This is a genomic window from Streptomyces sp. F63 (assembly GCF_018070345.1).
In the GTDB taxonomy this organism is placed as follows: domain Bacteria; phylum Actinomycetota; class Actinomycetes; order Streptomycetales; family Streptomycetaceae; genus Streptomyces.
The window spans coordinates 244,979-258,202 of the sequence record NZ_JAGPXX010000002.1 but is presented as its reverse complement, the minus strand read 5'-3'; the positions used below and the strand labels follow the sequence as shown (position 1 = coordinate 258,202).

10 protein-coding genes are annotated in these 13,224 nt (G+C 74.3%); 6 read left to right on the top strand and 4 right to left on the bottom strand.

All coding sequences use genetic code 11. From position 1 onward, the window contains the following. Positions 1-52 precede the first annotated feature (52 nt). Positions 53-793 carry a TetR/AcrR family transcriptional regulator gene (locus KBZ10_RS03205; RefSeq protein ID WP_210985915.1) on the bottom strand — a complete coding sequence of 247 codons (741 nt, stop codon included), beginning with the start codon at positions 791-793 and terminating at the stop codon, positions 53-55. A 136-nt stretch (positions 794-929) separates the two neighbouring features. Here KBZ10_RS03205 and KBZ10_RS03200 point away from each other — a divergent pair, with 136 nt between their 5' ends. Then, positions 930-3,365, top strand: a complete 2,436-nt coding sequence (locus KBZ10_RS03200; RefSeq protein WP_210985914.1) for an MMPL family transporter — start codon at positions 930-932, stop codon at positions 3,363-3,365. Here KBZ10_RS03200 and KBZ10_RS03195 read toward each other — a convergent pair. Further along, positions 3,356-4,360, bottom strand: a complete 1,005-nt coding sequence (locus KBZ10_RS03195; protein ID WP_210985913.1) for a Gfo/Idh/MocA family protein — start codon at positions 4,358-4,360, stop codon at positions 3,356-3,358. The two genes, KBZ10_RS03200 and KBZ10_RS03195, sit on opposite strands and share 10 nt — an antisense overlap. A 111-nt stretch (positions 4,361-4,471) precedes the next feature. Then, the gene (locus KBZ10_RS03190) at positions 4,472-5,419 is read right to left on the bottom strand and encodes a sugar phosphate isomerase/epimerase (RefSeq protein WP_210985912.1); all 948 of its coding nucleotides are present in this window, start codon (positions 5,417-5,419) and stop codon (positions 4,472-4,474) included. Between the two features lie 268 nt (positions 5,420-5,687). Between KBZ10_RS03190 and iolC the strand changes: the two genes are divergently transcribed. From iolC to KBZ10_RS03165, 5 genes are all read left to right on the top strand, one after another. Further along, a complete protein-coding gene (gene iolC / locus KBZ10_RS03185; protein WP_210985911.1) occupies positions 5,688-6,854 on the top strand; it encodes a 5-dehydro-2-deoxygluconokinase in 1,167 nt (388 codons plus the stop codon). 125 nt (positions 6,855-6,979) lie between these two features. Then, positions 6,980-8,167, top strand: a complete 1,188-nt coding sequence (iolB, locus tag KBZ10_RS03180) for a 5-deoxy-glucuronate isomerase (RefSeq protein WP_210985910.1) — start codon at positions 6,980-6,982, stop codon at positions 8,165-8,167. Continuing rightward, complete coding sequence (gene iolD, locus KBZ10_RS03175) at positions 8,164-10,113, top strand: 3D-(3,5/4)-trihydroxycyclohexane-1,2-dione acylhydrolase (decyclizing) (RefSeq protein ID WP_210985909.1); 1,950 nt, start codon at positions 8,164-8,166, stop codon at positions 10,111-10,113. Before iolB ends, iolD begins: the two co-directional genes overlap by 4 nt. Positions 10,114-10,317: 204 nt before the next feature. Beyond that, complete coding sequence (locus KBZ10_RS03170) at positions 10,318-11,274, top strand: ankyrin repeat domain-containing protein (protein ID WP_210985908.1); 957 nt, start codon at positions 10,318-10,320, stop codon at positions 11,272-11,274. A gap of 418 nt (positions 11,275-11,692) precedes the next feature. Beyond that, positions 11,693-12,025, top strand: coding sequence for a helix-turn-helix transcriptional regulator (locus tag KBZ10_RS03165; protein WP_210985907.1), 333 nt, complete (start codon positions 11,693-11,695; stop codon positions 12,023-12,025). Here the strand turns inward: KBZ10_RS03165 and KBZ10_RS03160 are convergent. Then, on the bottom strand, positions 11,987-12,979 hold the full coding sequence (locus tag KBZ10_RS03160; RefSeq protein ID WP_210985906.1) for a hypothetical protein: 993 nt from the start codon (positions 12,977-12,979) through the stop codon (positions 11,987-11,989). The two genes, KBZ10_RS03165 and KBZ10_RS03160, sit on opposite strands and share 39 nt — an antisense overlap. Positions 12,980-13,224: the final 245 nt, after the last annotated feature.

Here is a 13,224-nt window from a genome sequence, read left to right as displayed (position 1 = left end):
CGACGGGAGGCGGAGCTCAGGGGGCGGCGGGCTCTCAGGGGGAGGTCGGCACTCAGGGGGAGGCGGGCGCCCCCGCGCCGACGACCGGGGCGAGATAGCGGTGCAGCGCGGCCTTCAGCTCGGCGAAGTAGGCCTCGCGCTCCACGCCCTCGTGGCTCATGGCCAGCTCCATCCCCGCGGTGAAGAAGGTGAAGGCCAGGGTGGCGGCGCGTTCGCACTGTCCGGCGGGCAGGCCGGGGGCGCGCAGGGCGATCAGCTCGGCGGTGCGGGCCCGGAAGGCGCCGTCGAGGGCCTCGTGCTCGTCGGCGATGTCCTGGGGCAGTCCGGGGGCGTGCATCAGTGCGAGGGAGGCGGGGTTGCGGCGGATGAAGCCGATCAGCGGGTCGATGATCCGGTCCAGGGCCTCGGGCAGCGGCAGCATGGCGTTCTCCGTGGTGAAGACCTGGCCGTGGGCCTCGCGCATCCGGTGCAGCAGGCGGCCGCCCAGCTCGACGGCGATGGCCTCCTTGTTCGGGAAGAACTGGTAGAGGGTGCCCGGGGAGACGCCCGCCTCGCGGGCGATGGCGTTGGTGCTGGCCCCGCTGTAGCCGTGGTCGCAGAAGACCCGGGCGGCCGCCTCCAGGAGCTGCTCGATGCGGCGCTCCCCGCGGGCCTGCCGGCGCCGCGGTCGCCTGGCCGCGGCCGGCGGGCGCTCCGTGCCGGGCCGCTCCGGGGGCCGGGCCCCGTCGCGCCGCTGCCCGGCGGGGGTCTCCTCGCCGGCTGCCCCCGGCGCCGTCGGCTGCTTCTCGGACACGCGCGTCTTCCCCGGACTCTCTGCCTGTCTGGCGGCGGTTGACAAATGCGAGCGCCCACTCGCATTCTAGGGAACGCGAGCGATCGCTCGTCTTTGCCAAGTCTATTGGCAATCGGGGGGAAGGGGCACCTGCTTCATGTCTGCTGACAACGGCCGTACCGGCGGCTGGACCCGGTTCGTCACGGCCAGGCCGAGGCTGTCCCTGCTGGCCGCCCTTCTCTTCACGGCCCTGGCCGTGTTCGCGGGGAGCGGTGTCGCGGACCGGATGGGCAGCGGCGGCTTCGAGGCGCCGCACGCCGAGTCCACCGCCGCCACCGAGGCGCTCGACCGGAGCTTCCCTGCCTCCGGGCCCAATCTGCTCCTGCTCGTCGACGGCGGCGGGGCCTCCGTCGACGCCCCGGCCGTCGCCGCGGAGGGCCGGAAACTCGCCGAGCGGCTGAGCGGGGAGAAGTCCGTCACCGGCGTCACCTCCTACTGGGCCACCCGCTCGCCCGGGCTGCGTGCCGAGGACGGCCGGCAGGCTCTGATCACCGCCCGGATCGAGGGCGACGAGAACGCCGTCCATCGCACCCTGGAGCGGATCGCTCCGGGACTCCGCGGGGAGCACGGCCCCGTCGAGGTGTCGATCGGCGGCCGGGCCGCCCTGCAGAACGAACTGCAGACCACCGTCCAGGAGGACCTGCTCCGGGCGGAGCTCATCGCCCTGCCCGTCACCCTGGTGCTGCTGATCATCGTCTTCGGCAGCGCTGTGGCCGCCCTGCTCCCGCTGCTCATCGGGGTCGTCGCGATCCTGGGCACCAACGCGGTGCTGCGCGGGCTCACCGAACTCACCGATGTCTCCGTCTTCGCGCAGAATCTCACCACGGCGCTGGGTCTCGGACTCGCCATCGACTACGCCCTCTTCATCGTCCGGCGGTACCGGGAGGAGCTGGCCGGCGGCGCGGGTCCCCGGCCCGCGATGGGCAGGACCCTGCGCACCGCCGGGCGCACCGTCCTCTTCTCCGCACTCACCGTCGCCGTCTCACTGGCCGCGATGCTGGTCTTCCCGCAGTACTTCCTGCGCTCCTTCGCCTACGCCGGTATCGCCGTGGTGCTGCTGGCCGCGCTGGCCGCCCTCTCCGTGCTGCCCGCCGCGCTCGTGCTGCTCGGCCACCGGGTGAACGCCCTGGACCTGCGCAGGCTGCTGCGCCGCGGCCGGCCGGCCGCACCCGAGACCGGCGAGGGCTGGGCGCGTACCGGCCGGCTGGTGATGCGCCGGGCGCCGTTCTTCGCGATCGGCACCACCGCCGTCCTGGTGCTGCTCGGTGCCCCCTTCGCCGGGGCGACGTTCGGCACGGTCGACGACCGCCAGCTGCCCGTCACCGCCGAGTCCCGCGTTGTACAGGACCAGCTGCGGAACGGCTTCCCCGGCACGCCCGGCGGGGCGGTCGAGGTGCTGGCCGAGGGCGGCCCCTCGGCCCGGGAGCTGGACGCGTACAGCGCGCGGATCTCCCGGCTTCCCGACGTGCTGCGGGTGGACGGCCCCACCGGGCAGTACGCCGGCGGGGAGAGGGTCCGCGAGCCGGGCCCGGCCGAGGCGGCGCGCACCGCCGGGAGCTCCGCCCAGATCAGCGTGCTGCCGCGCGGCGAGGCGGTGGACACCGCCAGTCAGGAGCTGGTGCGCGAGGTGCGGGCCGAGAATGGTAAGGCGCCGTTCGACGCCTCGGTCACCGGCACCGCCGCCGTCCTCGTCGACACCAAGGACGCCATAGCCGACCGGTTGCCGTGGGCCCTGGCGATCATCGTGCTCACCACGCTGCTGCTGGTCTTCCTCCTCACCGGGAGTGTGCTGATACCGATCCAGGCCGTGGTGCTCAACGCCCTCAGCCTGACGGCGATGTTCGGTGCCCTGGTATGGGTCTTCCAGGAAGGGCATCTCTCCGGGCTGCTGGACTTCACCGCGACGGGTGACATGGAGACCACACTCCCCGTGCTGATGTTCTGTGTCGCCTTCGGCCTCTCCATGGACTACGGGGTCTTCCTGCTCTCCCGGATCAAGGAGGAGTACGACCGCAGCGGCGACCACCGGAACGCGGTGGTCTTCGGCCTCAGCCGCACCGGCGGGCTCATCACCGCCGCGGCGCTGATCCTTGCCGTGGTGATGATCGCCATCGGAGCCTCCCGGGTCACCAACACCAAGATGCTCGGCTTCGGAATCGCCCTGGCCGTGCTGATGGACGCGATGGTGGTGCGCACCCTGCTGGTCCCGGCGGTCATGGGGCTCACCGGCAGGGCCACCTGGTGGGCTCCGCGCCCGCTGCGCCGACTGCACGCCCGTTTCGGCCTGAGCGAGGGGGAGAGCGCCCCTCGCCCGGAGCGGAAGGCGGCGGGGGACGCCACGGCGGGCCCCGATGCGGCGGCCGCCGGGGAGGAGAAAGGCGACCGGGCCGAGGGAGCCGCCGGGGCCGGAGGGGCGGACAGGACCGGGAGAAGCGGCGGGGATGCGGGAACCGACCGGGCCGAGGGAGCCGCCGGGGCGGAGGAGACCGGGAGGACCGGGCCCGCCCGGGAGGGCTCGGGGGCTCAGCGGTAGAGCCCAGGCCGTTCGGCGAGGGCGACGGGCTGCCGTCCTCCGCCGGACTGCGCCCGTACCCCGGCCTCGCAGACCGCTGCGACCGCGTAGCCGTCCCAGGCACTCGGGCCGGTGACCTCGCCGCGGCGGCTCGCGTCCACCCACTGCTGCACCTCGCGGTCGTAGGCGTCCTCGAAGCGCACCACGTAGTCCTGGGCGATCTCCCCGCCCCAGCGGCCGGCGGTATGGGTCACCATGGCGTGCCCGTCGCCGATCCGCGCGCTGCCTGCCTCGCACACGGCCTCGCACTGCACCTGGTAGCCGAAACCGCAGTTGACGAAGATCTCCACATCGACCACCACGCCGCCGTCCGTCTCGAACAGCACCAGGTGCGGCTCGTGCACTCCGCCCGAGCCGGGACGCAGTACGGTCACCGCGGTGATCTCCTGTCCGAGCAGCCAGCGGGTCGCGTCGATCTCGTGCGCCACCGAGTCGCTGATCATCATCTGCTCGGTGAAGCCGGGCGGGCTGGCGACATTCCGGTGCCGGCAGTGCAGCATCCGCGGCCGCCCGAGTTCGCCGGTGTCGAGCAGCGCCTTGAGCCGTACGTACTCGCTGTCGTAACGGCGCATGAAGGCCACCTGCACCCGGCGCCGGCCGAGGGCGCTCTCGGCCCGCAGGACCCGTAGCGCGGAGGAGGCGTCCGGGGTCAGCGGTTTCTCGCAGAGCACCGGCAGGCCGTGCTCCAGGGCCAGCAGCACCTGCTCCTCGTGCACCGGCCCCGGGGAGGCGATCAGCACCGCGTCGACGCCCTCGGAGACCAGCGCGGCCGCCGGATCGGTGTGGGCGGCGCAGCCGTCGATCCCGTCGGCGAGCCGCTTGGCGCGCTCGGCGTCGACATCGACGACGGCGGCGACCCGGGCGCCGCTGACGGTCCGGTCCAGCCGCCGGATGTGGTCGGCGCCCATGCGCCCCGCGCCGATGACGGCGACGCCGAGTGTTCCCTGGTCGGTCATGTGTCCTCCGCCCTCCCGGTGATGACGGCCGGGTGTTCGGGTGCTCCGGGTGCGGCAACGCCGGCTGCCGCGCCGCCGGTTGCCGAGCGGTCGGGCTGCGGGGCTGCCGTACTACCGGGCCCCGCAGCTCCGCAGGAATCTGCGGGTCCGTTCCGCGATGGGGAACGGGCGGTCCGGCTCGCAGGGGTACATGTCCTGCTCGACGATGGCGAAGAGGTCGACGCCGAGTCCCTGTGCGGCCTTCAGCACCGGTTCGAGGGCCGGTACGCCGCCGGGGGGCTCGCACATCACGCCCTGGGCCACCGCGGGCCCGAACGGCACGCCCTCCGCGACCACCCGGGCCAGGACCTCCGGGTCCACCTGCTTGAGGTGGAGGTAGCCGATCCGCTCCCCGTAGGTCTTGATGAGACGCACGCTGTCACCGCCGCAGTAGGCGTAATGGCCGGTGTCCAGGCAGAGCCGGACCAGGGCGGGATCCGTGGCGTCGAGGAAGCGGGTGACGTTCTCCTCGCCGTCGATGTGGGTGTCGGCGTGCGGGTGGACGGCGATCTCCAGGCCGTAGCGGTCGCGGACCTCGCGGCCCAGGCGTTCCATGCCGCTGGTGAGGTCCCGCCACTGATCGGGGGTCAGCTCCCGGTCCTCGGTGATCTCGGCGGTCTTGTCGTCCCGCCAGAAGGAGGGGATGACCACGAGGTGCCCGGCGCCCATCGCCCGGGTCAGTTCGGCGACCTGGGAGACATGGGCCCAGGTGGCGTCCCAGACGGCCGGACCACGGTGCAGCGCGGTGAAGACGGTGCCGGCGGAGACCCGCAGGCCGCGGCGCCGGGTCTCGTCCCGCAAGCGGACGGGATCGGTGGGGAGATAGCCGTAGGGGCCGAGTTCGATCCAGGAGTAGCCGGCGTCCGCCACTTCGTCGAGAAAGCGCCGCCACGGCACCTGGCGGTCGTCCTCGGGGAACCACACCCCCCAGGAGTCGGGGGCGGAGCCGATCCGGAGCCGGTCGAGGGGCAGGGCGGACGAGGCGGAGCGCGTGGCGGAGGCGGGGGGTCCTGCGGTCATGTGACGTGCTCTCCTCTCATCGGTCGCGGGGTGACCGGAGAAGGCGGTGTCTCCCGTGTCGGCGGCACAGGGGACGGGCAGGGATGCCCGGTAGCCTCCTGCCCGACGGGAGGCGTGTCAAGACAAGGTCCGGACATACGGACGTACGGTCAAATCCCCCAGAGGGGTGGCGACTGCATGTCAGGACAGAACATGGACACGCTGCGCGGCCGGAACCGGACACGAGGGCGCGACCGCGACGGACCCGCACCGAGCCGAGGGGATCACCATGCCGGAGCGCACCGAGCCGGAGGCCACCGGCACACCGTCCGACCCGGACGACGCCCCCTATGAGCTGATCACGATGGGCCGGACCGGGGTGGACCTCTATCCGCTGCAGACCGGGGCGGGACTGGCGGAGGTGGAGACCTTCGGGAAGTTCCTCGGCGGCTCGGCCACCAATGTCGCGGTGGCGGCCGCCCGGCTGGGCCGGCGCACCGCCGTCATCAGCCGCACCGGGTCCGACCCGTTCGGGGAGTACGTCCACCGCGCGCTGCGGGAGTTCGGGGTGGACGACCGGTGGGTGACGGCCGTGCCGCGGCTGCCGACGCCGGTGACCTTCTGCGAGATCTTTCCGCCGGACCACTTCCCGCTCTACTTCTACCGGCAGCCGAAGGCCCCGGATCTGGAGATCGTGGCCGGTGAGCTGGACCTCGACGCGATCCGGACCGCACGGGTGTTCTGGGTGACGGGCACCGGGCTGTGTGAGGAGCCGAGCCGCTCGGCGACGCTGGCGGCACTGGAGGCCCGCTCCTGCTCCGGGCTCGCCGGCTCCGGGCCCCCGGCCTCCGGGCCCTCGCCGGCCGGGGGCCCGTCCGGGACGGCCGGCGGCCCGGACCGGACCTCCGGCGGCACCGCCGGGAGAGCCACCGTCTTCGACCTCGACTGGCGCCCGGTGTTCTGGCCCCCACCCGGCGCAAGCCCCGCCGGTGCCCCCGCCGCGGACCCGGGGGGAGAGGGCCCGGCCGCACGCGCGGCCCGCGCGGCCGCCGCGCGCCCCCACTACGCGCGGGCCCTGGCGCACGCCACCGTCGCCGTCGGCAACCTCGACGAGTGCGAGATCGCCACCGGGCTGCGGGAGCCGAAGGACTGCGCCCGCGCGCTGCTCGACGCCGGCGTGGAACTCGCCGTCGTCAAGCAGGGCCCGCGCGGTGTGCTCGCGATGCACCGCGACGGCACCACGGCCGAAGTGCCCCCCGTGCCCGTGGAGGTGGTCAACGGCCTCGGCGCGGGAGACGCGTTCGGCGGCTCGCTCTGCCACGGACTGCTCGCCGGCTGGGATCTGGAGCGCACCATGCGCCACGCCAACGCGGCCGGTGCGATCGTCGCCTCCCGGCTGGCCTGCTCCGCGGCCATGCCGACGGCCGCCGAGGTCGAAGCGGCCCTCACCCCGTGACGGGCTTCGCGGGAGATCCCGCGCCCGAAGCCGTCGCGGCCGTCCCGGGCCTCCCCGGCCATCCGGAGCATCCAGGGCGTCCCGGCCGTCCGGGATACTCCCGCGCTCGTGGGGAGACTCGCACCATGACGTCCGATCACCTCAAGCATCCCGGCCACCCGGACCACCCCGGCCACCCGGACCACCCCGGCCATCCCGACCACCCCGGGCGCCGCCCCGGGCCTCCCGGCGGTCTCCATCTCCCCGCCGGGGTCACGGCCACCGGCCCGTACACGACCGTCGTCGAACCGGAGCGGGCCGGCTGGGGCTTCGCCGGCCTGCGCGTACTCGATCTGCCGCCCGGCGGCTCCCACGGGTTCGACGCGGGCGGCAGCGAGTGGATCGTCCTGCCGCTCAGCGGCGGCTGCACCGTCGAGATCCTCACCGTCACCCCGGGCGGCGAGAGTTTCGACGAGACGTTCGAACTGCACGGCCGGGACGATGTGTTCAGCGGTGTCACCGACTTCGCCTATGTGCCCCGTGAGTCCTGGGCGCGTATCACCACGCCCACCGGCGGCCGTTTCGCACTGCCCGGCGCGCGCTGCGGACGCCGGCTGCCCGCCCGCTACGGGCCCGCCTCCGGCGTCGGCGTCGAGCTGCGGGGCGGCGGCACCTGCTCGCGCCAGGTCAACAACTTCGCCGCCGCCGGGGCCTTCGAGGCCGACAAGCTGATCGCGGTGGAGGTGCTCACCCCGGGGGGCAACTGGTCCTCGTATCCACCGCACAAGCACGACGAGCATCTGCCCGGCCGGGAGTCCGAGCTGGAGGAGATCTACTACTTCGAGATCGCGGCCGCGCCCCGCGGCACCCCGGGGCTCGGCTATCAGCGGGTCAGTCCGTCCGGGCGCGGCCGGGGCAGCGACCTCCTCGCCGAGGTCCGCGGCGGCGACACCGTGCTCGTCCCGGACGGCTGGCACGGTCCGTCCATCGCGGCCCCGGGCCACGACATGTACTACCTCAACGTCATGGCGGGCCCGGCCGACGAGCGGGCCTGGCTGATCAGCGACCACCCGGACCACGCCTGGGTCCGCGCCACGTGGCCGGAACAGCCCGCGGACCCCCGGCTGCCCTTCCACCGGGCGCCCGAGGTCCCGCCCGCGGGCGCCGCGCCGAGCGCCGCCGGAGCCGCCACCGCCACCGCCACCGCCACCGCCGGCGCCGGAACGGGCGGCGCGCGACCCGGGCCCGCGGGCACCGGCCTCCCCGGCGCCGGCGCCCCTTCCCCGTCCCCGTCCCCGTCCCCGTCCCCGTCCCTCGAAGGAGACCGCCCGTGAGCACCGGCACCGCCACCGGCAGCGGCCGGACCCGCCGTCTCACCGTCGCGCAGGCCCTGGTCGCCTTCCTCGCGCGGCAGTTCACCGAACGCGACGGCGAGCGGCACCGCCTCATCCGCGCCTGCTGGGGCATCTTCGGCCACGGCAACGTCGCCGGCCTCGGCCAGGCGCTGCTGGAGACCGGCGCCGACCGTATGCCGTACTTCCAGGGCCGCAACGAGCAGGCCATGGTGCACGCCGCGGTGGCCCACGCCCGCCAGACCGCCCGGCTCTCCGCGCAGGCCGTCACCACCTCCATCGGCCCCGGCGCCACCAACCTCGTCACCGGCGCCGCCCTCGCGACCGTCAATCGGCTGCCCGTCCTGCTGCTGCCCGGTGACACCTTCGCCACCCGCCCCGCCGACCCGGTGCTCCAGCAGCTCGAAGCGGTGTCCGCGGGTGATGTGTCCGTCAACGACTGCCTGCGGCCGGTGTCCCGGTACTTCGACCGGGTGACGCGCCCCGAGGCGCTGATCCCCGCCGCGCTGCAGGCCGTGCGGGTGCTCGCCGACCCGGCGGAGACCGGTGCCGTCACCCTCGCGCTCCCGCAGGACGTGCAGGCCGAGGCGTACGACTGGCCGGAGGAGTTCTTCGCCGAGCGGGTGTGGCGGGTCCGCCGTCCTGCGCCCGACGCCGAGGCCCTGGCCGAGGCGGCCGCCGTCCTGCGCGCCGCCCGCCGCCCGCTGATCGTCGCGGGTGGCGGCGTTCACCACAGCGAGGCCGAGCAGGCGCTCGCGGCGCTCGCCGACGCCACCGGCATTCCCGTGGCCTCCACCCAGGCCGGCAAGGGCTCGCTCCGCCACGACCACCCGGCCGACGTCGGCGGCATCGGGCACACCGGCACCGCCACCGCCGACGATCTCGCCCGTACCGCGGACGCGGTCCTGGGCGTCGGCACCCGGTGGAGCGACTTCACCACGGCCTCCGGCACCCTGTTCGCCGCCCCCGGCGTCCGCTTCGTCAACCTGAACATCACCGCGTTCGACGGCCACAAGATGAGCGGTCTGCCGCTGGTCGCCGACGCCCGTGCGGGACTCGGCGCGCTGACGGACGCCCTCGCCGGCCATCGCGTGGAGCGCGCGTACGAGGACGCGTACGGGCGCGCCAGGGCCCGCTGGGAGGAGCGCGTCGACCGCGCCTTCGCGGGGAACGGCGATCCCGCCGCCCGTCCCACCCAGGCCCGGGTCCTCGGCGCCCTCGACGCGCTGGTGGGGGACGAGGACATCGTCATCAACGCGGCCGGTTCCCTCCCCGGCGATCTGCACAAGCTGTGGCGGGCCCGTTCCCCGCGCCAGTACCACGTCGAGTACGGCTACTCCTGCATGGGATACGAGATCCCGGCCGCCATCGGGGTGGCCCTGGCCGCGCCCGGCCGGCCCGTCTGGGCGCTGGTCGGCGACGGCACGTATCTGATGATGCCGACGGAGATCGTCACGGCGGTCCAGGAGGGCATCCCGGTCAAGCTCGTGCTGCTCCAGAACCACGGCTACGCCTCCATCGGCGGGCTCTCCGAGGCGACCGGCGCCGAACGCTTCGGCACCGCCTACCGCTTCCGGGCCGCCGACGGGAGCTACACCGGCGACCCGCTGCCCGTCGACCTCGCCGCCAACGCCGCCAGCCTCGGCATGGACGTGCTGCGCGCGGGGACGGCGGGGGAGCTGCGGGAGGCTCTGGCGGTGGCCCGCGCGTGCGACCGGCCGGTCTGCGTCCATGTGGAGCTCGCGGCGGAACCGGAAGCGGCGGTACCGGAGAGGGAAGCGGCTGCGGGCACGGAAACGGAGAGCGGGGTGCCGGGCGCGCAGGCCTGGTGGGACGTACCGGTGGCCGGGACCGCCACCCGCCCGGCCGCCCGCAGAGCCCGCGAGGAGTACGAGCGTCACGCGGCGGCGCGCAGGCGGTACCTGTGACGCGGGCCGCCACCAGCCGCCCGCGCCGCGGATTCGCGTCGCCGGAGGCACCGGACCTCGAACTGCCGGTCCCCGCGAACGCGTTCCTGTCGGTCGAGTTCGTCCCCCCGGGGGCGCTGCTCCGCGCCCCGTCTCCCGTGTCCGCTGTCAGACCCGTGTGCGAGCGTGTAGCGCGAGAACACACGACATGGTGGAGGGGGATCGGTGGCAGCAGAGGGCCACGGCTGGACCGGCATGGGCTGGGACTGGACGGATGCCGACGAGATTCGCCGGCGTCTCGACGAAGGCGCCGACCCGGAGAAATGGAGCGGAGGCCGGCCGCTGCACCGCGCGGCGGTGTTCGGGTCCCCGGCGGTCGTCGCGGAGTTGGCCGCCCGGGTTGCGGATGTGGACGCGCTGGAGAACGGGGCGACGGCGCTCTGGGAGGCCGTCGTGTCCAGGAAGCCGGACAACGCACGAGCCCTCGCCGCTGCCGGGGCCGACCCCTGGCGGCCGTCGATCGGCGGCTGGTCACCGGGGAGGCTGAGTCTGGCCGGACCGACGCCTGACCTGTTCCCGGTGCCGGAAGGGATACGCCTGACCGACACGGAGCGGGCGGCAGCGGAAGAGGCCGGTCGGCTCATCACGGCACTGGGCGCATTCCACCACGACGGTATGGGGCTGGCCTGCGTGGCCGGCATCGACGCGGCCGAGGCGGTGCGCCGTCTGGAGGCGGCGCCGGTGGAGGGCGACGTCATCGAAGAGCTGCTGGAGGATCCGTACGAGTACGACATGGACGAGAGCTTGCGGATCATCGGCGTGACGTCCGTGCCGGGCGGTTGCGTCGTGACACAGCCCTGGGGATACGCGCCGCAGATGCCGGGTGTGCTGACCCGGTTGTCCGCCGGCACGCTCTGCTACGGCCTGTACGCCAACCCCAAGAGCGGCAATCAGGGCAGCATCGCCCGGCATGGCGTCGTCGAGGGCTGGGACCTGCACCCGGGCGGGGGGCCGCGCGAGGACGACACCTCCGAGGAGGTGCTGGCCTCGTACCTCTACCTGTACAACGCCGTGGCTTTTTCCTGCGCCTATGCGGGACTGCGTCCGGCCGACAGCCGTGCCGTGGTGGGACCTCCGGATGTGTGGGTGGAACTGCCCCGCCGCGACTACTGGAGCCGTTGACGCAGGCGGACCGCCGTCGCCGTGCCGTCCCGCCCTCGCTCGGACGTCAATGGCACGCGCTCACAGCACGGCGGCACAGGACATCCCGCCTCCGTCCCCCGCCGTGGTGGCGGACGCGGTTCGGAGCCGCGCGTGGCACCGGAACCGCCCGGACACCGCACGGATGCCGTACCGGCGCCTGCGGATGGCGGGCCCGCGCCGGGGTGAATCCCCGGCCCCGCGCGGTGGTTCACCCACCCGTGATCTCTCCAGCTCAAAGGCGGTGTGGCCCCGCGGTGCACCAGGGCCACACCGGGCGGTCCGCGTGTCGGAACACCTCGCAGCGCCGTTCAGCCGGAGCTAAAGGTGGCATGCTGGCGGCAGAGACCTCGCCGTCCCAAGGAACATGCCGATCTGGGGGGTTGACACCATGCCATTCATGGCGCGTGGCGAGAGCGAGACCGACGCGGCCGCCGCGAAGCTGGCACGGCAGGCGGCGACCGCGCTGGCCGGCGAGCTGGCCGCCCGCGGGCTCTCCCGGTCGGACCTGGCGAGGCTCATGGGCGTCAGCCCGGGCCGGGTCAGCCAGATTCTCTCCGGGGACGCCAACCTCACCGTCCGGTCCCTGGCGGGCGCCGCCGCCGCGATGGGCGCCCGTGTGGAGATCCGGTTCACCGATACGCCGCGCCCGCAGAGCGCCAGGCGGTCGGACGAGACCGGGGGCGACGGCGCGTCAAGCCTGCGCGGTGGCGTCGTCCGGTCGCGGCTCTGACGCTCCCGGTCCCGTTTCCGCTCCCGGCGCCGTACGCCTGCCCAGGCCGTTCCGGACCCGGCCGGACCGGCCGAACCACCGCCGGTGGGGGTGCCGCTGGGTGGGCAGCGGGGCGTCCCGGCGGCGACCGGCGGGTGCCGCCCCGTCCAGCAGGTCGAGCAGCCGCCACCGGTCGGAGCGCCGGCCGAGCAGATAGGCGACCCGCAGCAGCAGCTTGCAGCTGTGCAGCGCCTCTCCCCGGGCCCGCAGGCACTCCACCCGCTCCGCCTCGCCGCAGTCATCGCGGTCGCCGCGGTCGCCGCGGTCGCCGCGGTCGCCGCGGTCGCCGTGGTCGCGGCGGTCGCGGCGGTCGCGGCGCGGCTCGGGAAGGCCGTCGCGGCCGGGTGGCCGGCAGGGTCCGCCGGTCCGGGCTTCGGTTTCGATGGCCCGCTGGAGCGCGGCTTCGGCCTCGGCGAACCGCTCTTCCGCGAGTTTGCGGCCCGCCTTGTCCGCATGGCGGGCCAGCAGGTGCAGCCGCACGGCGTGGACGAAGATCCGCATCTGGTGGGGGTCAGCGACCCCGCTCACCATGTCGTCGCACCAGTCGGCGCAGTCGGTCTCCATCCGGGCCTCCAGCAGCTCCAGGAGATGCGTGGTGCCGAGGGTGAGGAAGGTCAGGAACGGCTTGGTGGTGTCCTGCTGCACGGCCCGTCCGCGGCGCAGCACTCCGGCGCCGGTGGCCACTCCGACGGCGGCGGCCGGCACCTCGGCGAGCAGCGGGAGCAGGGCGACCGCCAGCAGGGCGATCGCGGCCATGACCCCGACCACGGCGGCCGACAGCAGAGCGGACCGCCAGGTTCCCAGCAGCCGCCCCTTGCCGTGGTACTGCCGTACCAGGCAGATCCAGGCCACCAGCGCGCTCAGCCCGGCGGGCAGGGCCCACTGCGTGAGGAACGGTGACGACAACCAGTTCATGTGCGGCCCCACGGCTCTGCGGAGGACAACGGAACCGGCACCCGGCCGGGCCGCCGGGAGAGCGTCTCGGCGCGCTGGGCTGCTGCGGGGTGCCCGGGGACGGTCTCGTCAGCCCACCGGATGGCAGTACCGTTTCGTGAAATTCATCCCATGATGCACCTTTGGTTGGTCTTTGCCGGCCCACCGCTTGCGTGGCGCGGTCGCCGAAGGGGCGGGGAAGTACCTCTTCCGCCCGAACGGACGTT

What these genes read in the sequence shown, in the direction of transcription:
- KBZ10_RS03165 (WP_210985907.1), top strand. Translation starts at nt 11,693, where the DNA reads ATGGCGCGTGGCGAGAGCGAGACCGACGCGGCCGCCGCGAAGCTGGCA.
- iolC (WP_210985911.1), top strand. Translation starts at nt 5,688, where the DNA reads ATGCCGGAGCGCACCGAGCCGGAGGCCACCGGCACACCGTCCGACCCG.
- KBZ10_RS03190 (WP_210985912.1), bottom strand. Translation starts at nt 5,419, where the DNA reads ATGACCGCAGGACCCCCCGCCTCCGCCACGCGCTCCGCCTCGTCCGCC.
- iolB (WP_210985910.1), top strand. Translation starts at nt 6,980, where the DNA reads ATGACGTCCGATCACCTCAAGCATCCCGGCCACCCGGACCACCCCGGC.
- KBZ10_RS03160 (WP_210985906.1), bottom strand. Translation starts at nt 12,979, where the DNA reads ATGAACTGGTTGTCGTCACCGTTCCTCACGCAGTGGGCCCTGCCCGCC.
- KBZ10_RS03195 (WP_210985913.1), bottom strand. Translation starts at nt 4,360, where the DNA reads ATGACCGACCAGGGAACACTCGGCGTCGCCGTCATCGGCGCGGGGCGC.
- KBZ10_RS03200 (WP_210985914.1), top strand. Translation starts at nt 930, where the DNA reads ATGTCTGCTGACAACGGCCGTACCGGCGGCTGGACCCGGTTCGTCACG.